We start from the raw sequence: 25,456 nt of genomic DNA on the forward strand, positions 1-25,456 counted from the left end.
CCCGGTCCACGGGTGACGAGCTGACCCGGCGGTTCTGCCCGGGCTGACCGGCTTTGCCGGCGATCGGGGACGACCGGTGGCCGGTTGACCGGCGACAGCGCCGCCCCGGGCGGCGCTATCCTCCTTCGGTGAACGCTGCGAGAACAGAAGCTGATGCCGGCATGGTCGGAATGGTGCTGGCAGCTGGCGCGGGTCGCCGGCTGCGCCCGTACACCGACACCCTGCCCAAGGCGTTGGTGCCGGTGGACGGCGAGATCACCATCCTCGACATCGCGCTGCGCAACCTGGCCGCAGTTGGGCTCACCGAGGTCGTGGTGGTGGTCGGCTACGCCGCGGACGCCGTCCGCGAACGCCAGGCCGAGCTGGAGCAGCGGTACGGCGTCACGATCACCCTGGTGCCCAACGACAAGGCCGAGGAGTGGAACAACGCCTATTCCCTCTGGCTGGCCCGGGCCTGGTTCTCCCGGGGCGTTCTGCTGGTCAACGGCGACACCGTGCACCCGGTGAGCATCGAGAAGACCCTGCTGGCCGAGCGGGGGCCGGGCGTGCTGCTCGCGATCGACACCCTCAAGCCGCTGGCCGAGGAGGAGATGAAGACCACCTTCGACGCCGCCGGCCAGCTCACCCGGATCACCAAGCTGATGGACCCGGGCGAGGCGTACGGCGAGTACATCGGGGCCACACTCATCGAGCCACAGGTGGCCGAGGCGCTCGCCGACGCCCTGGAGGCGACCTGGCGACGCGACCCGAACCTGTACTACGAGGACGGGTACCAGGAGTTCGCCGACCGGGGCGGCGAGGTCCGGGCGGCACCGATCGGTGACGTGGCCTGGGTCGAGGTCGACAACCACGCCGACCTGGCCCGAGCCCGGGAGATCGCGTGCCGCTACTAGCCCGTACCGTCGCCACGCCGCTGTCGATCGAGGTCCGCCGGGGCGCGGTGGCCGACCTCGGCTCGCTGCTGGCCGACCGCCGGATCTCCAGCGGCGGCGACGTCGCGGTGGTGGTCGGCCCGGGTCAGGGCGAGAAGATCGTCGAGCTGTGCCGGCCCTCGCTCGGGTCGGCCGACGTGTTCACCGTCGCCGGCGGCAGCGTCGACTCCGCCAACGAACTCGGCGACCAGCTGCGCCGCCGCAACTACGACGCCGTGGTCGGCATCGGCGGCGGAAAGACCATCGACACCGCCAAGTACGCCGCCACCCGCTACGGCATCCCGATGGTCACCGTGGCGACAAGCCTCGCCAACGACGGGATCGCCTCTCCGGTGGCGTCGCTGACCCACGAGGGTGGCAAGGGCTCGTACGGGGTGCACATCCCGATCGCCGTCCTGGTCGACCTCGACTTCGTGGAGAACGGACCGGATCGGCAGACCCAGGCCGGCATCGGCGACGCGGTGAGCAACCTCAGCGCCTGCGCCGACTGGGAACTGGCCCACGAGATCCGCGGCGAGCCGATCGACGGGCTGGCCGTGACGCTGGCCCGCACCGGAGCGGAGGCGCTGGTCAACCATCCCGGGAAGATCACCGACGACGGGTTCCTGACCACGCTGGCCGAGGCGTTGATCCTGGGCGGCATCTCGATGTCGATCTGCGGCTCCAGCCGGCCGGCCAGCGGCGGCGACCACGAGATCTCACACGCCATCGACCACCTCTTCCCGAGCACCGCCTCGCACGGGGAACAGGCCGGCCTCGGCGCGTTGTTCTGCACCTTCCTCCGGGGCGACCTGGAACGGTTCGGCCAGCTCGCCCGCTGCCTGCATCGGCACGGGCTGTCCACCCGACCCGCCGACCTCGGGCTGACCGACGAGCAGTTCGTCGAGGCGGTGGCCTTCGCCCCGCACACCCGGCCCGACCGTTACACGATCCTCGAACACCTGGCGCTGTCCGCCGACGACCTTCACACCCGGCTGGGAGACTACGTTGACGCCCTTCGTGAGCACCTTGGCTGAGCCGTCCCACCCCACGGTCACCGACTTCCACCGGGTGAACCGGGGTGGTGGCCTGTTCAGCGAGTCGGTCAGCCAGTGGATCGGCGCGGTCTTCGCGCTCGTCGCCCAGCGCCTCGGGCTCCGGCCGACCGCGTTGACCATCACCAACCTGCTGCTCGGGCTGGCCACCTCGGTCACCGTGGTCGCGCTCGCCGGCCCGGTCGCCGCCGGGGACGTGCCGGCTCCGGTGGTCGGGCTGGTCGCGCTCCTCGGCTGGCAGATCGCGTACGCCCTGGACTGCGCCGACGGGCAACTGGCCCGGGTGACCGGGCAGGGCAGCGCGGCCGGCGCCCGGGTCGACGTGCTCTGTGACGTGGCCGCCCAGATCGCCCTGGTCGCCGCCCTGTCCGCCACCGCCGTGGCGCAGCAGCCGGCGACCCCGACCTGGCTGGTGGCCGCGTTCGCCGGCACCTGGATGGTCAACCTGGTCACCTCGGTGATGCAGTCCGGCCCGAACGCGGCCAGCATGGTCACCTCCACCAGCCTGCCCGTACGCCTGGTCAAGCTGGTCCGCGACTACGGCGCGGTCATCTTCGTGGCCGCCCTGGTCCTGGCCCTCGCCCCGGCTCTCACCCTCTGGGTGATGATCGCCTTCACCGCAGTCAACGGCGGCTTCCTCCTGGCCAGCATCGCCTTCTCCGCCCGCGCCAGCCTCCGCTGACCGACGTCGCGGCGCCCGTTCCGCGAGATGCGGCATGTCGCGGCTTCCCCTCGCCGGGAGACCGCGACATCCCGCAACCTGTGTCCGCCGTCAGCGGCGCAGGCCAGCGTAGATGTCGATCAGACGTTTGGTGACGGTGTCCGGGTGGAAGTTGCGCTCGTAGCGCATCCGTGCGGCCGCCGAGATCGCCGAGGCACCGGCGGCGGCCACCGGCAGGGCGGCGGCCAGGGCTGCCGGCTCCGGCGGCACGACCCAGCCCGCCTCGCCGGTCACCACACCGGCCGGCACCACCCACCCTTCCCCGGTACCAGCGGCATCCGACATCGCCGACCCGGCGTCGGCGGAGGAGTTCGGAGCCGAGGAACCCGGCACGGAGCCGGTTACCGCAGGGGCGGATGCCGAGGCGACCACGGCCGGACCGGTGCCGGCGGGCTCCCGAGGGGTGTCCGCGCCAACCAGGTACGGAATGCCGCCGAGTGCGGTGCCGAGCACCGGCCGACCGCTGGCCAACGCCTCGATGATCACGGTCGGCAACACGTCGTGCCAGGTGGACGTCGCCAGCACCACGGCGCTGTCGGCGAGCGCCTGCCGCACGCCGGCCCGGTCCAGCGGGCCGAGGTACGTGACGTCGGAGCGCTCCGCCGCCACCGCCTCGACCAGCTGGCGCAGCTCGCCGTCTCCGGCGACGCGCAGCGGGCCCAACGTGCCGTCCGGGTGTCGCCGCCAGGCGTCCACGAGCAGGTCGAGGCCCTTCTCGGGAGAGAGCCGGCCGAGGAACAGGAAGCCCTGGCCGAGCGGTGCGGGCGTGCCCGGGTCGGGGATTCCGTTCGGTTTCACCACGATCCGCTCGTCGGGGATGCCGTAGTCCCGCAGGTGATCGGCGACCGCGGTGGTCAGGGCGACGAACCGGTCCACCGACTTCCAGGTGCCCCGGTGCACGGCCAGCGTGGTGGCCATCAGCGCGCTCTGCGCCCGCGACCCCCGGTAGCAGCGGTGCACCACCGCCGGTACACCGAGTGCCCGACCCCGGCAGTCCTGGCAGATCACGCCGTCCCGGAAGTACAGCCCCGAGGAGCAGACCTGTCGGTAGTTGTGCACCGTCTGCACCACGGGCACGCCGTGTTTGTGCGCGGTCCGCACCACCCAGGGCGACAGAAGGGGGTACGGGTTGTGCAGGTGCAGCACGTCCGGGCGGTGCTCGGTGAGCAGTCGGGACAGCTCCTGTTGGGCCCGTGGCGCGTAGATCGGGGAGATCGGCAGCAGCGCCTTCGCCGTCCTCGGCATCGACGGGATCTCGTCGGAGCTGCGCAGGAACGGCAGCACCTCCACCCCGGCGGCGCTGAGCTGGGCGATCTCGGCGTCGACGATCGTGTTCTCACCGGACGGCTGAGCTTCCCGGTACCGGTTGTGCGCCACCACGATTCTCACGGGAAAGAAGGCTACCGTTGGACGATGCCCGAACTACCGGAGGTGGAGGCGCTCGCCGGTTACCTGCGACAGCGCGCGGTGGGCCGGCGGGTCGACCGCCTGGAGGTCGCCGCGATCAGCGCCCTGAAGACGTACGACCCGGCGCCGACCGCCGTCGCGGGCCGGGCGGTGACCGACGCCCGGCGGTACGGCAAGTTCCTCGACGTGGTCTTCGACGGCGGCCTGCACCTGGTGGTCCACCTGGCCCGCGCCGGCTGGCTGCACTACCGGGAGGCGTTCGCTTCGACGGTTCCGTTGCGGCCCGGCAAGGGACCGATCGCGATCCGGGTACGCCTCGACGACGGCTCCGGGTTCGACCTTACCGAGGCCGGTACGCAGAAGAAGCTCGCCGCCTACCTGGTGACGGATCCGCAGGCGGTGCCCGGGGTGGCCAAGCTCGGGCCGGACGCGCTCTCGGCCGACCTGGCCACCTTCGCCGCTGCCCTACGTGGCCGCCGGGGCCAGGTCAAGGGGGTGCTCACCGACCAGTCGGTGCTCGGCGGGGTCGGCAACGCGTACTCCGACGAGATCCTGCATGCCGCGAAGCTGTCGCCGTTCGCGTTGACCGATCGGCTGTCCGACGATCAGATGGCGACCCTGCACGCGGCGACCCGTCGGGTGCTGGGTGACGCGGTGACCCGGTCGCTGGGGCAGCGGGCGGCGGAGTTGAAGGGTGAGAAGCGCTCCGGGCTCAAGGTGCACGCCCGCACCGGGCTGCCCTGTCCGGTCTGCGGCGACACCGTCCGGGAGGTCTCGTTCGCCGACTCCAGCCTCCAGTACTGCCCGACCTGCCAGACCGGCGGGAAGCCCCTTGCTGACCGACGGTTGTCAAGGCTCGTACGGTGAGTAACACCACTCACTGATTACGGAGCGGAATCGGACGCGCCGTGCGCAACCGCCGGTCCGGCGCTCTACCGGGGCCGCCATCCATCGGTATAGTGGCCCCGGTCCCCGGCTCCCGAATGGCATGGGGCCGGCCAGATCCCAGGCGGTAGGTGGCCGCCGCGCAATGTCCCTCGGGTCGGCGACGGAACGGAACTCGCGTGGGAAACTGGAACGGTGGGCGACCCGGGCGGTCACGGCGAGTGAACGTGGCGGGTCATGCGGGAGGACATGGGTGAGGTGACCGCTAGCCTCCAGCGCCCGGTGACCAACGAAGGCCGGAGCAGACTCGTGCGGCACGTCGACAGCTTCGAGATCCAGCCGCCGAACCCGCCGTCTCCGAACGGCGTACCCCGGTCGGCGTGGGCCCGGGCCCGGCGACGCGTGTCGCGCTGGCACCGGCCGTACACGGCGATCCTGCTGCTGCTCGACTTCGCCGCGGCGGCCTTCGCCAGCTACACCGCGATCCGCACCTTCGACCAGGCCACCGCGGGTTTCCACCAGGCCCAGAACGATCCGACCTGGTTCTACACGGTCGCATTCCTGCTGCTGCCGCTCGGCTGGCTGGTCACCCTCTGGTTCAACGGCGCCTACGACCGACGCTGTCTCGGGCTCGGGCCGGACGAGTTCAAGCGGGTTATCCGGGCCGGCGTGGCCGTCTGCGCGGCGCTGTCGTTCCTCGCCTTCGCCACCAAGACCGACCTGTCCCGGTTCACCGTCGGCACGGCGCTGCTGCTGGCGCTGCTGCTGATCCTGCTGGGCCGGATCCTGGCCCGCTTCGTACTGCACACCGTCCGGCGCAACATTCAGCAGGCGGCGCACCGGATGGTGCTGGTCGGCACCCTGCCGGAGTGCCTGGAGGTGTACACGGCGGTCACCCGCACCCCGGCCGCCGGGCTCGTTCCGGTCGCCATCCACATCACCGACGGGTACGCGGCCGCCAAGGGCGTGCAGACCCCGGTCCCGGTGTACGCCGGTCGGGACGTGCTCGCCCTGGTACGCGAGATGGGCGCGGACACCATCGCGGTCTGCGGCTCGGCCAGCGCCGAGCCCGGTGAGCTGCGCCGCCTGGCCTGGCAGTTGGAGGGCTCCGGCGTCGACCTGGTGGTGGCGCCGCAGTTGACCGACATCGCCGGGCCCCGGGTGCACATCCGCCCGATCGAGGGCCTGCCGCTGCTGCACGTCGAGGAGCCCACCCTCTCCGGGCCGGCGCTGCTGGCCAAGAACATGATGGACCGGGTCGCGGCCGGGCTCGGACTGCTCGCACTGATTCCGGTGTTCATCGCGATCGCCATCGCGATCCGGATCTCCGACCCGGGTCCGGTCTTCTTCCGGCAACCCCGGGTGGGCCACGAGGGGCGCACGTTCCGGGTGTGGAAGTTCCGGACCATGTACGTCGACGCGGAGGACCGGCTGGCCAGCCTGGTCGACCAGAACGAGACCGACGGCATGCTGTTCAAGATGAAGCAGGATCCCCGGGTCTTCCCGGTGGGCCGCTTCCTGCGCGCCTCGTCGCTCGACGAGCTACCGCAGCTGATCAACGTGCTCAAGGGTGAGATGTCGCTGGTCGGGCCGCGTCCGCTGCCCGCCGACGACGGCGACTTCCTGGGTGATGTACGACGCCGGCTGCTGGTCCGCCCGGGTATGACCGGGTTGTGGCAGGTGTCCGGTCGCTCCGACCTCTCCTGGGACGAGGCCGTCCGGCTGGACCTGTACTACGTCGACAACTGGTCACTGGCGTACGACCTGAGCATCCTGTGGCGCACGGTCGGCGTGGTGGTCGCGCGCAAGGGCGCGTACTGACCGGCGTCCACCCCTTTCCCACAGCGTCCGCAACCAGCAGGATCGTCGACGTGGGTGGCAACATCTCCGCCGTGATCGGCGTCTTCTCCCTGGTCAGCGTGCTGGCCGGGGCGCTGTACGCGGTCGGCCGGCTGCGCGGTCGGCGCGGCATCGCCACGCCCGGACAACGGGCGACCTACGAGGTGCTGCACACCGCCGGGCTCGCGGCCGAACCGCTGCGGGCCGGACTGAACCCGGCCGGCGCGGCAAAGGCCGCCCGTCACCTGCGCACTCTGGTCGGCGCGGAAGGGCTGGCGTTGACCGACACCGAGGATCTGCTCGCGCTGGACGGACGCGGCGCGCACCACCGGGAGCAGCTGCGGACCGCCGCCCGGCGGGTGATCGCATCCGAGCGTTCCACCGTGCTCGGGGAAGCGGAGCTGACCTGCGACCGGATCGACTGCCCGGTCCGAGGCGCGGTGGTGGCCCCGCTCGGTGGGGCGTCCGGCCGGATCGCGGGCGCGCTGGTCGCCGTCACCGACGGCGCACCGGCGCCCGGTCTGGTCCAGGCCACCCTGGAGACCGCCCACTGGGCCGGCAGCCAACTGGCCCTGGCGGAGCTGGACTCGTCCCGGGAGCGCCTGGCCCGCGCCGAGGTGCGCGCCCTGCGCGCCCAGATCAGCCCGCACTTCATCTACAACGCGCTTACCGCGATCGGCTCCTTCGTCCGCACCGATCCGGAGCGGGCCCGGGAGCTGATCCTGGAGTTCGCCGAGTTCACCCGGTACTCGTTCCGGGCGCACGGCGAGTTCACCACGCTGGCCGAGGAGCTTCGCTCGATCGACCGCTACCTGACCATCGAACGGGCCAGGTTCGGCGACCGACTCCAGGTGCGGCTCCAGATCGCCCCCGAGGTGCTGCCGGTGACCCTGCCGTTCCTGTGCCTGCAGCCACTTGTCGAGAACGCGGTACGTCACGGGTTGTCGCGCAAGCCGGGCACGGGCATGGTGAGCATCGAGGCCCGGGATGCGGGCGCCGAATGCCACATAACGGTGGAGGACGACGGAGTGGGGATGGATCCGGCCACGCTGACCGCGGGGATCGCCGAGCTGGCCGGGTCGACCGGCGACCCGGGGGACGATCCGGGCCAGCATGTCGGGCTGTCGAACGTCGACGAGCGGCTGCGGTCGGTCTTCGGCGACGGCTTCGGCCTGGTCGTCGAGACCGGGGTCGGCTCGGGTACGAAGGTGAGCATGCGGGTGCCGAAGTTCCACCCCGGCGTACGGGCCGGTTCGTGACCGGCTCCGGCCCGGCGCCCGGCACCGGCTTCCTGCGGGTGCTGGCGGTCGACGACGAGCCACCGGCGCTCGACGAGTTGGCGTACCACCTGCGGGCCGACCCCCGGGTGGCCCGGCTGCACACGGCCGGTGACGCCACCGAGGCGCTGCGGGTGCTCCGCGACGACGACGTGGACGTGGTCTTCCTGGACATCCGGATGCCCGGACTGGACGGCATGGAGCTGGCCCGGGTGCTGCGCCGCTTCGCCCGACCTCCGGCGATCGTCTTCGTCACCGCGTACGACGACGGTGCCGCCGACGCCTTCGACGTGGGCGCCACCGACTACGTGCGCAAGCCGGTACGCGCGGAGCGGCTGGCCGAGGCGCTGCGCCGGGTGGTCGGCTCGCGGGTGGTACCCACCCACCCCGCCGCGCTGGCCCGGGCCGAGGCGGATCCCACCATCCCGGTCGAGTTGGCCGGCACCACCCGGATGCTGCCCCGCTCCGCCGTACGGTGGGTCGAGGCACAGGGGGACTACGCCCGGCTGCACACCGCCGACGGGTCGCACCTGGTGCGGGTGTCGCTGGCCACGCTCGCCGAGCGGTGGGCCGACGCCGGGTTCGTCCGGATCCACCGGTCCTACCTGGTGCAGCTCCGGCTGATCGCCGAACTCCGCCTGGTCAACTCCGGCTACGTGGTGGTGGTCGACGGGACGGAGCTACCGGTGAGCCGCCGGCACACCCGCGAGCTGAAGGACAAGCTGGTCCGGGCCGCCAAGCAGGAGTGGAGCCGCTGACCCGGCCGGGTGAGTCATTCGCGCCCCCTACAGAGATCATTATTGTTCTATTCTCCGGTGGCCGGTCCGTCACGGGGCGCGGGACCGGCGTGGGCGCGGTGCCTGCCTGAGCCGCCCCGCCCCCTCCGGTTTGGACAAAGATGCATATCCCTCTCCTCCGCCGGGCCGCCCTGGCCTGCGTCACGGCCGCCGCCGTGCTGTTGCCGGGCGCCACACCCGCGCTGGCCGCCTCGACCGGCACGATCAGCGGCCGGTTGACCACCGCCGACGGCGCCGCCGCACCGGACGTCCCGGTGGTCGTCTACCGCAGCGGCGAGTACGACGTCGTGGCCGGCACGATGACCGACGCCGACGGCGCCTACACCTTGCCCCAGCTGAACCCGGGGTCCTACACCGTCGGATACCTGCCCGACAGCCGTCCGGAGCAGTACCACCGGCAACAGTTGCGACCCTGGGACGCCGACCCGGTCGTCGTGACCGCCGGCGCCACGACCACGGTCGACGAACAACTGCTCGCCACCGGCACCATCTCCGGCCAGCTCCTGAATGCCGCCGGTGAGCCCGTGTTCGACCTGCGGGTGCTCGCCATCGAGGCCGACTCCGGCCACGTGGCCGGCGCACGCACCGACGAAGACGGCCGGTACGAGGTGAACGTGGTCGCGGGACGGTACCGGGTGCAATTCGAGCCGATCGAGGGCTCCTACCAGCGCCAGTACGTGCCGGGGCAGGTGGACGAGGAGAGCGCGACCCTCTTCGCGGTCACCGAAGGTGAGCGGGTCGTCGCAGACGACACCGTACTGCCCGTCGGCACGCTGTCCGGCCGGTTCACCACCGCCGCCGGGGCACCGCTGACGAACGCAGACGTCTACGTCTACACCCCGAGCATGTACAGCGTGCACTCGGACGGGACCAGCGCCGACGGCACCTTCGAGGCCCAGCTTCTCGCCGGCGCCTACAAGGTCGGCCTCTACACGAACGAGCGGCACCAGTACTACCCGGGGCAGCTCGAATCCGACCAGGCCGAACTGGTCACCGTGCGCGGCGGCGAGCAGACCGCCATCACCGACAGCCTGCTGGGCACCGGCTCCGTACGGATCAGCGCGGTGGACTCGGTGACCGGAGCGCCGGTGGCCAACTTCTGCGCCCACGACGGGTGCAGCAACGGCAGCGGCCGGGTGACCATCAGCGACCTGACGCAGGGCCGGCACGACATCTACGTGTACGCGCCGGACGGTCGGTACTTCCCCCGGGAGCGCACCGGCGTACGGGTGCGTGCCGACCAGACCACCGAGTTGACCATCAAGCTCCGTCCGGGCGCGGTCATCACCACCACCGTCCTGGACCGGCAGAGCGGCTCGCCCGTCTCCGGGGTCTGCCTGGACGCCTTCGCGCCGAAACGGGCGACGCTGCGGGACGGCTACGGCAATTGCAGCAACCGCAGCGGTCAGGTTCGCGTCGGTCCGCTCACCACCGGGGAGTACAAGCTCTTCGCCGTACCGCAGAACACGACGTACGGCCGGCAGTGGGTGGGCTCCGCCGGCGGTACCGGCGACGAGCGGGAGGCGGCGACCGTCACCGCCACCGCCGGCCAGGTGGCCACCGGCCCGGTGATCCAGCTCGACCGGGCGGGCCAGGTCACCGGGCGGGTCACCGACGCCGAGACCGGCGCTGCCCTGCCGGACGTCAACGTCTCGGTGCTCACCGGCCATCCTGGCGTCGGCGCCGAGGACGCGGTCACCGATGACCAGGGCGACTACACGCTGAGCCGGCTCGGCCCGTACGAGTGGCCGGTGGTCTTCAGCCGTGGGGGCTACGCGACCGTGTGGTCCGGCGGTGCGGCGAGCCGGTTCAGCGCGACTCCGGTGCGGGTAAGTGCCGGCGCCACCGCCGCCCTCGACGCGACGCTCGGGCGTGGCGTGCAGCTCAACGGCACTTTCCGCGACACCGAAGGCACGCCACTGCGCAGCGGCTGGGTGCTCGCCCACAGCGTGGACACCGGCGACTACGCCGGTAGCGGCTGGGTCTCCAACGGGGAGTTCACCATGCGGCTGACCGGCCGCCAGCGGATCTTCTTCAGCTATGACGTGTACTTCGACGATGAGCAGATGTACTCGGGCAGGTACCAGGTGGCCGACCCGGACGGCACCCGACGGCTGGCCCGGTTCACCGTGCCCGCATCGGGTTCGATGACCGCTGATCTGGTCATCCCGACCAGCTGATGGCATGGTCCGGGGGCGCCTGTCGCCCCCGGGCCATGTGGTTGTCCACAGCTGCACCTCGTTATCCACAAGTTGTCCACAGGCCCCTTGACAATCCCGTCCGGCGGACCAGACTGCCGGGATGGCCGCCGAGGATGCACCGCCGGCACCCCGCCGACCCGAACCCGCCGCAACCTCCGATTCGCCCGTCGGATCCGGGCCACCGGCGCGTACCCGGGTGGTGCTGGCCGAGGTGTCCCGCCGGTCACGCTGGCCCGCCGGCACCCACACCGAACTGACCCAGCAGACCCGGGTCGGTGAGGCGCTCGTCCGCGGCCTGGTCCGCGCTCAGCTGGCGCTGGCCCTGCAACTGTCGGCGGTGGTGATGGTCGGGCTGGGCGGGCTGCCCTGGCTGTTCGCCATCGCGCCCTCGGTCGGCCGGATGACCGTGCTCGGCGTCAACCTGCCGTGGCTGCTGCTCGGGGTGCTCTCCTTCCCGTTCCTGGTCGCCGTCGGGTGGACGTACGTCCGCCTGGCCGAGCGTAACGAGCAGGACTTCACCGACCTGGTCCAGCGGCCGGAGCGCTGACGTGGGCAACGACCTCGTCGTACCGGCGATCGTGGCGGTCACCCTGGTCACCGTCGCCATCGGCTTCTACGGGTTGCGGCTGGCCCGCACCACCTCCGACTTCCTGGTCGCCTCCCGGGTGGTAAGCCCCACCTGGAACGCCGCCGCGATCGGCGGCGAGTACCTGTCGGCGGCGAGCTTCCTCGGCGTCGCCGGGCTGATCCTCAAGTACGGCGTGGACGTGCTCTGGTATCCGGTCGGGTTCGCCGCCGGCTACCTGGCCCTGCTGCTGTTCGTGGCCGCGCCGCTGCGTCGCTCCGGCGCGTTCACCCTGCCGGACTTCTGCGAACTGCGGCTCGGATCCCGCCGGCTTCGGACGCTGGCCACCGTCTTCGTGATCTTCATCGGCTGGCTCTACCTGGTGCCGCAGCTCCAGGGGGCCGGCCTGACGCTGGCCACGCTGGCCGGCGCACCGTACCCGGTCGGCGCGCTGGTGGTGGCGGCGGTGGTGACCGCGAACGTGGCCCTCGGTGGGATGCGGGCGGTCACCTTCGTGCAGGCGTTCCAGTACTGGCTCAAGCTGACCGCGCTCGCCGTACCGGCGATCTTCCTCGCGCTGCAGTGGCAGGCCGACGGCCGGCCGGCGGTGACCCCGCCCGACGGGGCCACGTTCCGGACGGCGACCACCGTCGTGGTCGAGCAACGTGCCGTGCTCACCCTCGCCGACGGTCAGACCCTGGAGGTACGCCCCGGCGACGAGTTGAGCTTCGCCGAGGGCGAACCGGTGCCCGAGGTATCCGGCGTGACAAACGGGGCCACCGACTGGCTGCTGCCCAGTGACGCCGGTTCCGACGACCGGGGACTGTTCGGGACGTACTCGCTGATCCTGGCCACCTTCCTGGGCACCATGGGGCTGCCGCACGTACTCGTGCGCTTCTACACCAACCCCGACGGTGCCGCCGCCCGCCGGACCACCCTGGTGGTGCTGGCCCTGGTCGGGGTCTTCTACCTGCTACCCACCATCTACGGCGTGCTGGGTCGGATCTACACACCGCAACTGCTGGTCACCGGCCAGACCGATGCGGTGGTGGTGCTGCTGCCCGAGGCGGCGCTCGGTGCCGGCACCACCGGCCGGCTACTGGCGGCGCTGGTCGCCGCCGGGGCGTTCGCGGCCTTCCTGTCCACCTCGTCCGGGCTGCTCACCAGCGTCGCCGGGGTGATCTCCACCGACGTACTCGGTCGCGGCTCGGTGCGCGGCTTCCGGCTGGCCACGGTGATCGCCGGGGTGGTGCCGACGGCCCTCGCCCTCAACGTCTCCGGCCTGGACGTCTCGCAGGTGGTGGGCCTGGCGTTCGCGGTCGCCGCGTCCAGTTTCTGCCCACTGCTGGTACTCGGCATCTGGTGGCGGGGGCTCACCGACGCGGGCGCCGCCGCCGGGATCCTCGTCGGCGGGGGCGCCGCCGTGACGTCGGTCCTGATCACCGTCCTCGGCCCGGAGATGACCGGCTGGCCGGCCACCTTCATCGCCCAGCCGGCCGCCTGGACGGTGCCGCTGGCCTTCACGGTGATGATCGCGGTCTCACTGGCCACCCGCCGCCGCGCCCCGGCCGACATCGGCCGCACCATGCTCCGCCTGCACGCCCCCGACGCCCTTCACTCGTGACGCAGGGCCCTGGCGGCACCGGGCGGCGGTGGTCCGACTCGGGGATGAGCCGCGGATCCTCCTCCGGTCGGGCGGCGGGCTGGTCGGCGCGGGATACGGTCGGGCGCATGACTGGTGAGCACCCGGCGCTGGCGCTGCGCGGCCTGGCCAAGAGCTTCGACGGCAAGGTCGCGGTGGCCGGCGTGGATCTCGACGTCCCGGCCGGCTCGTTCTACGGGCTGCTCGGCCCGAACGGCGCCGGCAAGACCACCACCCTGTCGATGGCGGTCGGGCTGCTACGTCCCGACGCCGGCGGCGCCTGGGTGCTCGGCCACGACGTGTGGGCCGATCCGGTCACCGCGAAGCAACTGCTCGGCGTCATGCCGGACGGGGTACGCCTGTTCGACCGGCTCAGCGGGGCCGAGTTGCTCGCGTACCACGGTCTGCTGCGCGGCATGGACCCGGCCGTGGTCGACCAGCGGGCGGCGGAGTTGCTCGACGTGCTGGCCCTCGCCGACGCCGGCCGGACCCTGGTGGTCGACTACTCCGCCGGCATGAAGAAGAAGATCGGTCTGGCCTGCGCGTTGCTGCACGGGCCCCGGGTGCTCGTACTTGACGAACCGTTCGAGGCGGTCGACCCGGTCTCGGCGGCGCTGATCCGGGACATCCTCAAGCGGTACGTGGCCGGCGGCGGGACGGTGGTCTTCTCCAGCCACGTCATGGAGGTCGTGCAACGGCTCTGCTCGCACGTGGCGATCCTCGCCGGGGGCACCATCAAGCGGGTCGGCACGCTGGAGCAGGTACGCGGCGACCGCTCGCTGGAGGATGTCTTCGTCGAGGTGGTCGGCGGGCGTACCGCCACCGGTGAGGAGCTGGCATGGCTGTCCCGGTGACCGCACCGGCGAGCCAGGTGCGGCCGGTCTCGGCGCGTCACTTCGTCAAGCTCAAGCTGCGGGTCATGGGCAACAACTTCCGCGGTCAGGGCTGGCGGGTGGCGCTGTTCCTGGTCGGCTCGCTGATCGGGCTCTGGTTCGCGGTCGGTGCCTTCTTCGGCCTGGCCGCTCCCGGGCTGGCCGGCGACGACCGGTACGCCCTGCTGGTCGCCGCGTTCGCTGGCGGGCTGACGGTGCTCGGTTGGCTGCTGCTGCCCCTGGTCTTCTTCGGTGTCGACGAGACCCTCGACCCGGCCCGGTTCGCGCTGCTGCCGCTGTCCCGACGCACCCTGGTGACCGGGCTGTTCGCGGCGGCGCTGGTGAGCGTACCCACGGTCGCCGTGCTGCTGGCGCTCTCCGGCCTGGTGGTCACCGCCGGGGTCTTCGGTGGCTGGTCGGCCGCCCTGGTCAGCGCCGTCGGGGTGGTCTGCGGGCTGCTCCTCTGCGTCGCCGGTGCCCGAGCGGTGACCGGCGCGTTCGCCTCCATGCTGCGCTCCCGCCGGGTACGCGACCTGGCCGCCGTCCTGCTCGCGGTGCTCGCCGCGTCGCTCGGCCCGTTGCAGCTCGCCGGCGTGGCCGCGATCCAGGACACCGACTGGGACCGGCTCACCGGCGTGGCGTCGGTGATCGGCTGGACCCCCTTGGGTGCCCCGTGGACCGTGGGTATCGACGTGGCGCAGGGCCGAGCCTGGGCCGCGCCCGTGAAGCTGCTGATCACCCTGGTGACGATCGTCGCGCTGCTGGCCTGGTGGTCACGCTCGCTGGAGTCGGCGATGGTGGGCGCGGCGAGCGCCGGACCCACCCGGGCGAGGCCCGGAGTCACCGGCGGCGTGGTGGCCCAGCTCTTCCCCCGGGCCGTCGGCCGGCTGCGCCGGGACCGGTTCGGTGCCCTGGTCTCCCGGGAGGCCCGCTACTGGTGGCGGGACGCCCGCCGACGCGCCAATCTGATCACCATCGCGGTGGTCGGTCTCTTCGTGCCGGTGATGGTCAATTTCGGTGGGCAGGGCTTCACGATCGACAGCGACCAGGGCTTCAGCGCCGCAGGCGACTCCTCGCCGGTGCTGGTCAGTCTCTCCATGCTCTTCGTCGGTCTGCTCGCCGCGGTGACGCTGGCCAACCAGTTCGGCTTCGACGGCAGCGCGTACGCGGCGAACGTGGTGGCCGGCGTGCCGGGGCGGCTGGAGTTGCGCGCCCGGATCACCGCGTTCTCGCTCTACGTGCTGCCGATGCTGGCCGTGGTCGCCGTGGTGATCGCGCTGGTGATCGGCGAGCCGACGTGGATCGGGTTCATGGCGGGTGCGCTTGTCGCCACCTACGGTGCCGGGCTGGCGGTCAACTCGTTCGTCTCCGTGCTGGGCGCGTACTCGCTGCCGGAGACGAGCAACCCGTTCGCGATGAACAGCGGAGCCGGGGTGGTCAAGGGCATGCTGACCCTGCTGGCCATGGCGGCCACCGGGGCGCTCGCCGCACCGATGGTGCTCGCCGCGGCACTGCTCGGCGACACCTGGCTCTGGCTGGGCCTGCCGCTGGGCGTGGCCTACGGCGTCGGCGCGGCGCTGCTCGGCGCGTATCTGGCCGGCGACGTGCTGGACCGCCGCCAGCCCGAACTGCTCGCCCTGGTCACCCCCCGCCGCTGACCGTTGCACCAGATGCGGCAGGTCGCGGTATCACGTTCGTGGGATACCGCAACATGCCGTATCTCGCGGTAGTCGCGGCCAGGGCTGGCCGAACCGGGCGTACGGGTCACAATGTTTCACGTGAATCATGAGCCGGGTGCCCAGATCCATCACACCGACCCGTTCGCCGCGCCGGCCGAGAACCGTTCGCCCGTACGCCGGCTGCGGGGCCGGCTCGCCGCGCCGGTGACCCTCTGGACGGCGCCCGGACCCGCCGGCCTGACGGTGTCGTCGACCCTGGTCGCCGAGGGTGAACCGGGCCGGCTGCTCGGGCTGGTGGACGCCGAGTCGGAGCTGTGGGCGGCGGTCGAGGAGGCAGGCCGCTTCGCGGTGACGCCGCTAGGCCCAGCACATCGGCAGCTCGCCGACCGGTTCGCCGGTCTGTTTCCCTCGCCGGGCGGCCTCTTCGCCATCGGTGCCTGGCTCGACACGCCGTACGGGCCGGTGCCGGACGATGCGGGCGGCTGGGCCGGTTGCCGCCTCGACGGCGCCCGACAGTACGGCTGGGGTCTGCTGGTGGAGGCGACAATCGAGCGGGTGGAACTGGCCGACGACACCGAACCGCTGCTGCACCACCGGGGCCGTTACCGGGAACTGACCTGACCGTCACGACGGACCGGCCACCGGGCTCCTTTAGGCTGACAACTCATGAAGGTTGAGCAGCGCTTCGGTCCCGGTCACCGCATCCTGGTCACCGGCGGAGCCGGGTTCGTCCCGTCGCACCTGGTGGATTCCCTGATCGAACGCGGCTGCACAGTCGTCGCCCTCGACAACTTCGTCACCGGGTCCAAGGAGAACGTCGCACACCTGCTCGACAAGCCGACCTTCACACTTGTGGAGGCGGACATCTCCGACGGGCTGCCCAGCCATCCGGCGGTGGCGGAGCGGTTCGACGCGATCCTGCACCTGGCCTCGCCGGCCAGCCCGACCGACTTCGAGAAGCTGCCGGTGGAGATCCTGCGGGTCGGCTCGGTGGCCACCCTGCATCTGCTGGAGCGGGCCGCCGCCGACGGCGCCCGGTTCCTGTTGGCCTCCACCTCCGAGGCGTACGGCGACCCGAAGGAGCATCCTCAGCGGGAGACGTACTGGGGCAACGTCAACCCGATCGGCATTCGCAGTGTCTACGACGAGGCGAAGCGCTTCTCGGAGGCCGCGACGATGGCGTATCGCCGCAGTCAGGGCGTGGACACCGCAATCGTGCGCATCTTCAACACCTACGGGCCGAGGATGCGGCCCGACGACGGGCGGGCCATCCCGACCTTCATCTCCCAGGCGATGCGGGGCGAGCCGATCACGGTGCACGGCACCGGCAACCAGACCCGTTCCATCTGCTACGTCGCCGACCTGGTCCGGGGCATCCTGCTGCTGCTTGACTCGACCGAGAGCGGGCCGGTCAACTGCGGCACCGAGCACGAGATGAGCATGCGGGAGCTGGCCGAGACGATCGTGTCGCTCTGCGACAGCCGATCCGAGGTGACATACGTCACGCGCAGCGCCGACGATCCGGAGATGCGCCGTCCGGATCTCACCCTCGCCCGGGAAGCGCTCGGCTACGAGCCGACCGTCGCGCCCGAGGAGGGACTGCGGCGGACGATCGAGCACTTCCGCCAGCGGCTGGGGTAGTCGACACCGACGGCGCACCGCGCGGTAGGGGCGAGACTGGCTCGTGCTGCGTACATTGAGTTACATGTCAGCGACCATTTCCGCCCGGCTGCCGGCCCTCCACCTGCACCGCAGCGCCGGTCGGGCGGCAGTGCCGGGTCCGGGACGCGGGGGCCGGGCCGGCCGACCGGCCGACACCCGGTGGCACCCGGCGTACGACGACGAGCCGATCCCGCCCGCCGGCCCGGGAGGACCACGCGGTCCGTTCGGTCCGGGTGGGCCCGGTGGCGGTCCGTCGCCACGACGGCGGCGGCCACACTGGCGCCGCATCGCGCTGGTGGCCGGGGTCGCCGTGCTGGTGTTGGCCCTGATCGGCGGCGCGGGTGCCTGGTTCTACGCGCGCAGCCTGGACAACAACATGGCCCGGACCGACCCGTTCTCGGAGATCACCGGTGACCGGCCGCCCAAGGCGGTGAACGGTGCGCTCAACATCCTGATGGTGGGCACCGACTCGCGGGATCCGGACGCGCCGGTGGACCGGGCCGGCAAGTGGCGGGCCGACACGATCATCGTCATGCACATCCCCGCCGACCACAAGCAGGCGTACCTCGTCTCCATCCCCCGGGACCTGTACGTGCCGATCCCGGAGAGCGCCGGTGCCGGATGTGAGACGGGTCAACGACGCAAGATCAACGCAGCGTTCGCGTTCGGCGGGCTACCGCTTGCGGTACGCACGGTCGAGTGCTTCACCGACGTGCACATCGATCACGTGATGGCGATCGACTTCGCCGGGTTCAAGCAGGTCACCGATGCTCTCGGTGGAGTGGACCTGAAGGTGGAACAGACCATCACCTCGATCCACAAGCCCTACCGGAAGTTCACCAAGGGCACCAACCACATGAACGGCGCCGAGGCCCTGGACTGGATCCGGCAGCGCAAGCAGTTCCCGGACGGCGACTTCGCCCGGATGCGCCACCAGCAGGATTTCCTTCGGGCGCTGATGGACAAGGCGGCGAGCACGGGCACGCTCACCAACCCGAAGAAGCTCAACGCCTTCCTCCAGTCGGTCACCGAAGCGGTCACCGTCGACCAGGGCTTCTCGCTCACCGACATGGCGGTGCAGTTCCGCAATCTGCGCGGCGAGAACCTGACCTTCGTCACCAGCCCGCACCTGGGCAGCCAGACCATCAACGGCGAGTCGGTGGTCGTCTCCGACCGGGAGAAGGCGCTGACCATGTACCGGGCGATGGCCGGGGACACGATGGCCGACTGGATGCAGGCGAACAAGCCGGCGACCACCGGCAACGGCTGACCACGACCGGCACGCCAGGAACGGCCGATCGTCCACTTTACAGTGGACGATCGGCCATTTCAGCAGGATGACGTGGTAGAGAACGTGAACTGGACACCATGTGAACTCGCCAGCTCCGGAATGCGAACGTAAAGTGTTCCCGCCCCCTTCTGCGTACACGAGCTGGAGCACGCATGCCGGTTCACAGCCCCGCCCTGCTTGAGCCGCCGCGCGCGTCCGCCGCCCCACCCACCCGCAACCAGGGTCCCGGCAAGTCCGGCAAGAAGCGCACCCGGCGCAAGGATCCGCTCTGGGCGCGGCTCACCGTGATCTTCGGTGCCGCGCTGATGATGACGAGCGGTGTGGCGATCGTCGGCAGCAAGGCGGTGATCAGTCAGGCCACCGGCAGCATCTCGCAGCGCAACCTGCTCGGCGATGCCAGCAAGACCTCCGCGGAGGGTGGGGCCGACCTCAAGGGCCCGATCGACATGCTGCTGCTGGGGGTCGACGCCCGGGAGCGCTGGGCGGCCGACGACGTACGCGCGGACAGCATCATCGTGCTGCACATCCCGGCCACCCACGACCAGGCGTATCTGATCTCGATTCCACGCGACACCGAGGCGCGGATTCCGGCGTTCGAGAAGACCGGCTACCCGGGCGGCGTCGGCAAGATCAACGGCGCGTTCCAGGCCGGCGCCCAGAACGGCGGCGGCTGGGAGGGCGGCGCCCAGTTGATGGCGCAGACCATCAAGGGCATGACCGGGGTCAGCTTCGACGGTGCCGCCATCATCAACTTCGGCGGCTTCAAGAACGTGATCGACTCCCTGGGCTCGGTGCGCATCTGCCCGAAGCAGGAGGTCACCTCGATCCACATGTCGTACGTCGACGGCGAGCCGATGTGGAACGCGGACGCCAAGAAGACCGGCAAGCCGCGTACCCCGGTGGTGCACAAGAAGGGCTGCCAGGAGATGGAGGGCTGGGCGGCCCTGGACTTCTCCCGCCAGCGGTACGGCCTGAAGAACAGCGACTACGACCGCCAGCAGAACCAGCAGCAGCTGATCAAGGCGATGGCCAAGAAGGCCACCCAGAACGGCAGCCTGACCAACCCGGTGAAGCTGAACCAGCTGATCAAGGCGGCCGGCAGCGCGTTCATCCTGGACACCGGTGGTGTGCCGGTGGAGGATTTCGTGTTCACCATGCGCGGGGTCACCGGAAACGAGCTGATCATGCTGAAGACCAACGGCGGCACGTACAACGCCAAGGGCAACGGCACCGAGGCGCTCAGCGAGCAGACCCTGGACATGTTCCAGGCGGTTCGGAAGGACAAGCTCGCCGAGTTCGTCTTCTACAACCCCGAGGTGATCTCCTCCAGGAAGTGACCCGGCCGGATCGCGATTGACGAAACCGCCGTCGCTCCCAGTGACAGTTCCGTAGCCTGACGTGAGAAGAATTCATGTCAGGTCTACGGGAGGGTCGTCACGGCCGGGACGGGGCGTACGAGCGGAAAGCGGTCACCGGGCGCGCACGCCCGAGGACCGCGATGGCCCCGCGTGCTGCTCGGCATCGGGTTGGCGGCGATTTTGCTGGCCACCCTCGCCGTGGTCGGGCTCCGGACGCTCACCGACCGGTACGAGGGCACGATGACCCGGGCGGAGCTGCTCGATCCGAGCGCCCGCGCCGACCGTACCGACCTGGAAGGCCCGCTCAACTACCTGCTCGTCGGCTCCGACCGGCGTCCCGGTGACGCCGACTCCGAGCAGCGCACCGACACCATCCTGATCGTGCACGTGCCGCCCGGGCTACGCGAGGGCTATCTGGTCTCGGTGCCGCGCGACCTGCTCGTGGCCATCCCGCCGGGCGGCGGCTACCCCGGCGGCGAAGACAAGATCAATACGGCGTACGAGTACGGCGGCGGTGGCCAGCCCGGCGCGCACCTGCTCTCGGCCACCCTGGCCCGGCTCACCGGCATCCGCTTCGACGGTGCCGCACTTGTCGACTTCGCCGGCCTACGAAACGTGATCGACCTGCTCGGCGGGGTCGACATGTGCCTACGCAGCGAGGTCCGGTCGATCCACACCGACCGGATCTTCCGGCCCGGGTGCCAGCGGATGGACGGCGCGCAGGCGTTGGACTACGTGCGTCAGCGCTACGACCTGCCGGGCGGCGACTACGACCGGCAGACCCATCAGCAGCAGTTGCTGGGAGCGATGCTGGAACAGGCCGGCGAGTCCCGACTCCGCACCGACCCGGTACGGCTGCACCGGCTGATCGGGGCCGTCGGCGACTCGCTGACCGTGGACACCAACGGTGTCCCGGTGGAGGAGCTGTTGCTGGCCCTGCACGGCCTGGCCACCGACGGGCTACGGGGCGTGCAGGTGCCGTCCTACCCCCAGATGATCGACCAGGTGTCCTACGTCCGGCTCGACGACGAGGGAGACGGGCTGTTCGCGGCGGTACGCGGCAGCCGGATGGCGGACTGGGCCGGCGCCCATCCGCGCTGGGTGACCACGCTCTGACCGGCCCGAGACCGGGTCCCGGGGGTGACCGCCGGCCGGTGGCGGGCAACCGCGCGACGAGGTTCTAGGCTTGGTACCCGTGTTCGGACCTCAGATACCCACCGTGACCGCTTCCGAGATCAGTGACGAGACGTACCTGCTCGACGTCCGGGAGGACGACGAGTGGACCGCCGGTCACGCCCCCGGCGCCCACCACCTGCCGATGATGGAACTACCGGCCCGGCTGGCCGAGGTGCCGACGGACCGGGACGTGGCCGTGATCTGCCGTTCCGGCGGTCGTTCCGCCCAGGTCGTCGCGTATCTGCTGCGGAACGGCTGGGAACAGGTGAGCAACGTCGCCGGTGGGATGGGCGACTGGGCGGCGGCTGGTCGACCGGTGATCGGCTCCGACGGGCAGCCGGGCCGGGTCCTGTAGGACGCGAGCCGTGGCCGGGCCCCTCGTCTTCGCCCACCGTGGCGCCTCGTACGACCTGCCGGAGCACACCCTCGCCGCCTATCTACGCGCTCTCGACGAGGGTGCCGACGGGCTGGAGTGTGACGTCCGGCTGACCCGGGACGGGCACCTCGTCTGCGTACACGACCGGCGGCTGGACCGGACCAGCAACGGCCGCGGTCTGGTCAGCGCCCGTACGCTCGCCGAGTTGGAGCAGTTGGACTTCGGTTCCTGGCATCCCGGCGGTGTGCCGGCCAACGGCGACGAGGTGCTCGACGACGCGCACACCCGGCTACTCACCCTCGAAGGGCTGCTGGAGGCGGTGCTGGCCGCCGGCCGATCCGTCCGGCTGCTGGTGGAGACCAAACATCCGTCCCGCTACGGCGGCGACGTGGAACGGCGGCTGGTCGCCCTGCTACGCCGGTACGGGCTGGCCGAGCCGCACCCGGACACCTCCGTACGGGTCACCGTGATGTCCTTCTCTCCGCTGGCGGTGCGCCGGATCCGGACACTGGCCCCCGCGCTGCCGACCGTGCTCCTGCTGGAAGTGCTCCCCCGTTGGTTGCCCACGGGTCGGCTGCCGTTCGGTGCCGGCATCGCCGGACCGGGGATCGCGCTGGTCCGCGCCCGCCCCGCCCTGGTGCCGGCGCTGCGGGCGGCCGGCATCCAGATCTACGTGTGGACCGTGAACGAACCGGCCGACCTCGACCTGGTGCTGGCCGCGGGGGTGGACGGGGTGATCACCGACCGTCCGGCGCAGACTCTCGCCCGGCTGCGTCGGTGATCGCAGCCGGGCCGGGGGTGCCCGGGAACGCGGTCGGGGGGGCACACTCGGGTCATGCCGGACCGCACCGACTACTCGGCCCTCATCGCCGGGCACACCGCCGTCATCGAGATGATCAATTCCGGTGAGGCGGGTCTGCCGGTGCTGAACCAGCTGCTCCGCGTGGCCCAGCCGGCGCTCGGGGCCGCCGGGATGGCGTTCGTGGAGTTCGCGCCCACCGGCGGCCGGGTGATCGCCGCCACCGGTGCCGCCGAGTGGACCGTCGGCCGCCCGCTGCCCGCAAACGATCCGGTCACCATCTGCCTGCTCGCCGGTCCCCGGGTGCAGTGCGTACGGACCGACCGGTTCAGCAACGCGCTCGCCGACGAACTGGCCGAGCGCGGCCTGCGGCGGATGGTGGTCTCCCGGGCCGAGATCGGCGGCCACACCGTCGGCAGCCTGCACGCCCTCTACCTCGCCGGCGACGAGGAACCCACGGTCGAGGAACGCGGCGTGGTCGGATACCTCGGCTCCTGCATCGCCCACATGTACGGCGACCAGAGCGGCCTGCCGGTGCACGGCGACGGTCCGGTGGTCGCGGCGCTCGCCGACGGCCTGGCAGTGGTCGACCGGGACGCCCACGTACGGCTCTGGAATCCGGCCGCCGCGCAGGTGACCGGCCGGTCCGCCACCGAGGCGATCAACCAACCGCTGCCCTTCCCGCTGCCGCCGTCGGGGCAGGTCCTTGATCATCGGCTGCCGAGCGGGCGCTGGCTACGGATCACCTCCGGTGAGCTGCCCGGCCCCGGCGCGCTGCGGGTGGTCACCTTCCGGGACACCACCGACCAACAGCGGCACGACCACGAGCGAGATCTCTTCGTCGCGGTCACCAGCCACGAACTGCGTACTCCGGTCACCGTCATCAAGGGCTACGCGGACACCCTCACCGACCACTGGGAGTCGCTGAGCGAGACCGACCGGCGGCAGGCAGCCCGGGTCATCGGCCAGCGGGCCAACGAGCTGGCCCGGCTGCTCGACCGGCTGCTCTCGTCCGCCGCCGAGGCGTGGCCGGGCGACGGGCCGCCGGCCCCCTTCGATCTCGCCGGGACGCTGCGGGTCGCAGTCGCCGACCTGCCCGCGGACCTGCGTCGGCGGACCACTCTTGAGGTGCCGACCGAGCTGCCCAGGGCGATCGGGCATCGGCAGAGCCTGGCCACCGTGCTCACCGAACTCGTCACGAACGCCGGCAAGTACTCCCCGCCGGGCTCCCCGATCGACGTCACCGCAGGCGCCGACGGCCAGACCGTCTGTTTCCGGGTCGCCGACCGGGGCATCGGCGTACGCCCGGAGCACGTGGAACGGGCCTTCGACCGGTTCTGGCAGGGCGACTCCGGCGACCGGCGGCGCTACCCCGGCACCGGGCTCGGCCTCTATCTCGTCCGCCGGATCGTTGAACAACAGAATGGGTGGGTATTCCTTCGCCCGAGAAATGGTGGGGGTACGGTCGCAGAGGTGCGGCTGCCCCGCAGGTGACAGTGGGGGTCACGGGGCGAAAGAGGGGCAGAGGTGGCGAGGACAGCTGTCGAACGCGCGTGGTGCGTGGTGGTGCCGCACCATCCCAGTGGGGCGCGGATCGCCCGGCACCGGCTCGCCGCCGAACTGGCCGGAACCGTCTCCCCGGCGATGCTCGCGGATCTGGTGGCGGTCCTGGCTGAGCTGGTCGGTAACGCGGTCCGACACGCCGACCCGTTGCCGGGCGGCGTGGTCCGGGTCGCCTGGCGGCTGCGCTACCCGCCCGAGGGGCCGCAGCTGCGACTGCGGGTCACCGACGGCGGGGCCGCGACTGGCCCACGGATCCGCCCACCCGACCCGGACGCGGCCGACGGGCGCGGCCTGCACATCGTCTCCGGTCTGGCGACCAGCTGGGGCGTGGAACGCGACGGACTCGGTCAGAGCGTCTGGGCCGACTTCGATCCGGTCGGCGACCGGCCGGCGCTGGTAACGACCGGCTGAACCGGGAGGTCGACCCGTTGGCGCGACGCGGAGGCGGGTCCGGCCCCCACCGGCCGCCGGTGGGCTCTAGGCTGTGTCGCCGTGAGCAAGCGTCGAAAGAACCAGCGGGCCGCCACTGCCACCGGCAAGCGGGAACGGATCCGGGACGTCTTCGTTCCCCGGCCCTTCGAGGGGCTGATCGACGAGCCCGAGTGGATCGCCCTGCGGGAGCTGGTGCCGGCCGCCTCCGCGCCGCTACGGCTGGTCCCGGCACTCGTCGACGAACACGGCGACCGGCCGGTGACCTTGGCCACCGTGCTGCCGATGGCCGCTCCCGCGATGAGCCGGGACGACGGCCACATCTTCATCGGGCTCCAGCGTCATCTGCAGTCCGGTGACGTCTCTCGCGACCTGGCCGAGTCGTTGCTCTGCGCACTGCGTACCGCCCCGGGCGCACCGGTCGCGGTGCCACCGCTGCCCGGCCCGGGTCCCCGGTTGCAGGACATCCTGGTCGACGGCCCGTTGGAGATCAGCCTGCACGAGGGCTTCGAGTTCTGGCTGGCTCCCGAGGCCGCCGAGGATCCGACCGTGCGCGCCTCGCTGGAGCGGGCCAACGCGGCGATCTATCCGACGCAGCGACTGGCCGCCGCGCGTGCCGCGTACTGGTGCCGGGTGTCGGAGAAGGCCCACGTCCGCTGGGTGCTGCCGGAGGCCGAGGAGGCCGCCCTGGACGCACTGGCCCGGCTCGGCGCGGCCGGCTCGCTGACCCTCGGCGAGGCGACCCGGTTCGCCGGCATGTTCCGGGCCCACGGGCGGCTGGTGCCGGTCTGGGACCTACCGGAGGAAATTCCGGCGGGTGACTGGGAGCAGCCGGTCGCCGACTTCGCCAAGCGGTACGCCGACGCCCTGGCCGGGGCCGGCCCGCTCGACGCCGACGCCCGCCGGTCCCGGCAGGGACTGCTCGGCCGCCAACTCACCCTGCGCTGAGCC

22 protein-coding genes and 2 pseudogenes are annotated in these 25,456 nt (G+C 71.5%); 22 read left to right on the forward strand and 2 right to left on the reverse strand.

Annotated elements, in window-relative coordinates; translation table 11 throughout:
* The first annotated feature begins 161 nt into the window (after positions 1 to 161).
* From KBX00_RS01335 to KBX00_RS01345, 3 genes are read left to right on the forward strand one after another with little or no spacing between them, the layout of a single operon-like run.
* Positions 162 to 893, forward strand: coding sequence for a sugar phosphate nucleotidyltransferase (locus KBX00_RS01335; RefSeq protein WP_210822825.1), 732 nt, complete (start codon positions 162 to 164; stop codon positions 891 to 893).
* Positions 881 to 1,948, forward strand: a complete 1,068-nt coding sequence (locus tag KBX00_RS01340) for an iron-containing alcohol dehydrogenase family protein (protein ID WP_210822380.1) — start codon at positions 881 to 883, stop codon at positions 1,946 to 1,948. The genes KBX00_RS01335 and KBX00_RS01340 overlap by 13 nt, the downstream gene beginning before the upstream one ends.
* Entirely contained in the window at positions 1,932 to 2,648 is a 717-nt protein-coding gene (locus KBX00_RS01345; RefSeq protein ID WP_210822381.1) for a CDP-alcohol phosphatidyltransferase family protein, read from the forward strand. Before KBX00_RS01340 ends, KBX00_RS01345 begins: the two co-directional genes overlap by 17 nt.
* 90 nt (positions 2,649 to 2,738) lie before the next feature.
* Here the strand turns inward: KBX00_RS01345 and KBX00_RS29775 are convergent.
* Both KBX00_RS29775 and KBX00_RS01350 read right to left on the reverse strand, forming a co-directional pair.
* Positions 2,739 to 2,927 (reverse strand): annotated as a pseudogene (locus KBX00_RS29775) (glycosyl transferase family 1); the annotation flags it as partial.
* A 71-nt stretch (positions 2,928 to 2,998) separates the two neighbouring features.
* Positions 2,999 to 4,076 (reverse strand): annotated as a pseudogene (locus KBX00_RS01350) (glycosyltransferase family 4 protein); the annotation flags it as partial.
* A gap of 24 nt (positions 4,077 to 4,100) precedes the next feature.
* Between KBX00_RS01350 and KBX00_RS01355 the strand changes: the two are divergent.
* The 19 genes from KBX00_RS01355 to KBX00_RS01445 all read left to right on the forward strand — a co-directional run bounded on the left by KBX00_RS01355 (position 4,101) and on the right by KBX00_RS01445 (position 25,453).
* Positions 4,101 to 4,961 (forward strand): Fpg/Nei family DNA glycosylase, encoded by an 861-nt coding sequence (locus KBX00_RS01355; protein WP_210822383.1) that lies wholly within the window; start codon positions 4,101 to 4,103, stop codon positions 4,959 to 4,961.
* Between the two features lie 267 nt (positions 4,962 to 5,228).
* A complete protein-coding gene (locus KBX00_RS01360; RefSeq protein ID WP_164448911.1) occupies positions 5,229 to 6,800 on the forward strand; it encodes a sugar transferase in 1,572 nt (523 codons plus the stop codon).
* Positions 6,801 to 6,850: 50 nt separating this feature from the next.
* Positions 6,851 to 8,077 carry a sensor histidine kinase gene (locus KBX00_RS01365; RefSeq protein WP_210822384.1) on the forward strand — a complete coding sequence of 409 codons (1,227 nt, stop codon included), beginning with the start codon at positions 6,851 to 6,853 and terminating at the stop codon, positions 8,075 to 8,077.
* Positions 8,074 to 8,853, forward strand: a complete 780-nt coding sequence (locus KBX00_RS01370) for a LytTR family DNA-binding domain-containing protein (RefSeq protein WP_210822385.1) — start codon at positions 8,074 to 8,076, stop codon at positions 8,851 to 8,853. Before KBX00_RS01365 ends, KBX00_RS01370 begins: the two co-directional genes overlap by 4 nt.
* 140 nt (positions 8,854 to 8,993) lie before the next feature.
* Complete coding sequence (locus KBX00_RS01375; protein WP_210822386.1) at positions 8,994 to 11,072, forward strand: carboxypeptidase regulatory-like domain-containing protein; 2,079 nt, start codon at positions 8,994 to 8,996, stop codon at positions 11,070 to 11,072.
* 121 nt (positions 11,073 to 11,193) lie between these two features.
* Positions 11,194 to 11,640 (forward strand): hypothetical protein, encoded by a 447-nt coding sequence (locus tag KBX00_RS01380; RefSeq protein WP_301547128.1) that lies wholly within the window; start codon positions 11,194 to 11,196, stop codon positions 11,638 to 11,640.
* 1 nt (position 11,641) lies between these two features.
* The gene (locus tag KBX00_RS01385; protein ID WP_210822388.1) at positions 11,642 to 13,282 is read left to right on the forward strand and encodes a cation acetate symporter; all 1,641 of its coding nucleotides are present in this window, start codon (positions 11,642 to 11,644) and stop codon (positions 13,280 to 13,282) included.
* Between the two features lie 107 nt (positions 13,283 to 13,389).
* The gene (locus tag KBX00_RS01390; RefSeq protein WP_210822390.1) at positions 13,390 to 14,154 is read left to right on the forward strand and encodes an ABC transporter ATP-binding protein; all 765 of its coding nucleotides are present in this window, start codon (positions 13,390 to 13,392) and stop codon (positions 14,152 to 14,154) included.
* Positions 14,139 to 15,830 (forward strand): ABC transporter permease, encoded by a 1,692-nt coding sequence (locus KBX00_RS01395; protein WP_210822392.1) that lies wholly within the window; start codon positions 14,139 to 14,141, stop codon positions 15,828 to 15,830. The genes KBX00_RS01390 and KBX00_RS01395 overlap by 16 nt, the downstream gene beginning before the upstream one ends.
* A 111-nt stretch (positions 15,831 to 15,941) precedes the next feature.
* Positions 15,942 to 16,472 carry a flavin reductase family protein gene (locus KBX00_RS01400; protein WP_210822393.1) on the forward strand — a complete coding sequence of 177 codons (531 nt, stop codon included), beginning with the start codon at positions 15,942 to 15,944 and terminating at the stop codon, positions 16,470 to 16,472.
* Between the two features lie 45 nt (positions 16,473 to 16,517).
* Complete coding sequence (locus KBX00_RS01405) at positions 16,518 to 17,492, forward strand: NAD-dependent epimerase/dehydratase family protein (protein ID WP_210822394.1); 975 nt, start codon at positions 16,518 to 16,520, stop codon at positions 17,490 to 17,492.
* A 64-nt stretch (positions 17,493 to 17,556) separates the two neighbouring features.
* Entirely contained in the window at positions 17,557 to 18,783 is a 1,227-nt protein-coding gene (locus tag KBX00_RS01410) for an LCP family protein (protein ID WP_210822395.1), read from the forward strand.
* Positions 18,784 to 18,956: 173 nt separating this feature from the next.
* Positions 18,957 to 20,141 carry an LCP family protein gene (locus tag KBX00_RS01415; RefSeq protein ID WP_301547129.1) on the forward strand — a complete coding sequence of 395 codons (1,185 nt, stop codon included), beginning with the start codon at positions 18,957 to 18,959 and terminating at the stop codon, positions 20,139 to 20,141.
* A 198-nt stretch (positions 20,142 to 20,339) separates the two neighbouring features.
* Positions 20,340 to 21,278 carry an LCP family protein gene (locus KBX00_RS01420; RefSeq protein ID WP_210822829.1) on the forward strand — a complete coding sequence of 313 codons (939 nt, stop codon included), beginning with the start codon at positions 20,340 to 20,342 and terminating at the stop codon, positions 21,276 to 21,278.
* A gap of 79 nt (positions 21,279 to 21,357) precedes the next feature.
* The gene (locus KBX00_RS01425) at positions 21,358 to 21,693 is read left to right on the forward strand and encodes a rhodanese-like domain-containing protein (protein WP_210822396.1); all 336 of its coding nucleotides are present in this window, start codon (positions 21,358 to 21,360) and stop codon (positions 21,691 to 21,693) included.
* Positions 21,694 to 21,703: 10 nt separating this feature from the next.
* Positions 21,704 to 22,495, forward strand: a complete 792-nt coding sequence (locus tag KBX00_RS01430) for a glycerophosphodiester phosphodiesterase (RefSeq protein WP_210822397.1) — start codon at positions 21,704 to 21,706, stop codon at positions 22,493 to 22,495.
* Between the two features lie 54 nt (positions 22,496 to 22,549).
* Complete coding sequence (locus tag KBX00_RS01435) at positions 22,550 to 24,007, forward strand: PAS domain-containing sensor histidine kinase (RefSeq protein ID WP_210822398.1); 1,458 nt, start codon at positions 22,550 to 22,552, stop codon at positions 24,005 to 24,007.
* A 66-nt stretch (positions 24,008 to 24,073) separates the two neighbouring features.
* Positions 24,074 to 24,487, forward strand: a complete 414-nt coding sequence (locus tag KBX00_RS01440) for an ATP-binding protein (protein ID WP_210822831.1) — start codon at positions 24,074 to 24,076, stop codon at positions 24,485 to 24,487.
* An 81-nt stretch (positions 24,488 to 24,568) separates the two neighbouring features.
* Positions 24,569 to 25,453 (forward strand): DUF5926 family protein, encoded by an 885-nt coding sequence (locus tag KBX00_RS01445; RefSeq protein ID WP_210822400.1) that lies wholly within the window; start codon positions 24,569 to 24,571, stop codon positions 25,451 to 25,453.
* Positions 25,454 to 25,456: the final 3 nt, after the last annotated feature.

This window comes from Micromonospora sp. C95, from assembly GCF_018070465.1.
GTDB lineage: Bacteria > Actinomycetota > Actinomycetes > Mycobacteriales > Micromonosporaceae > Micromonospora.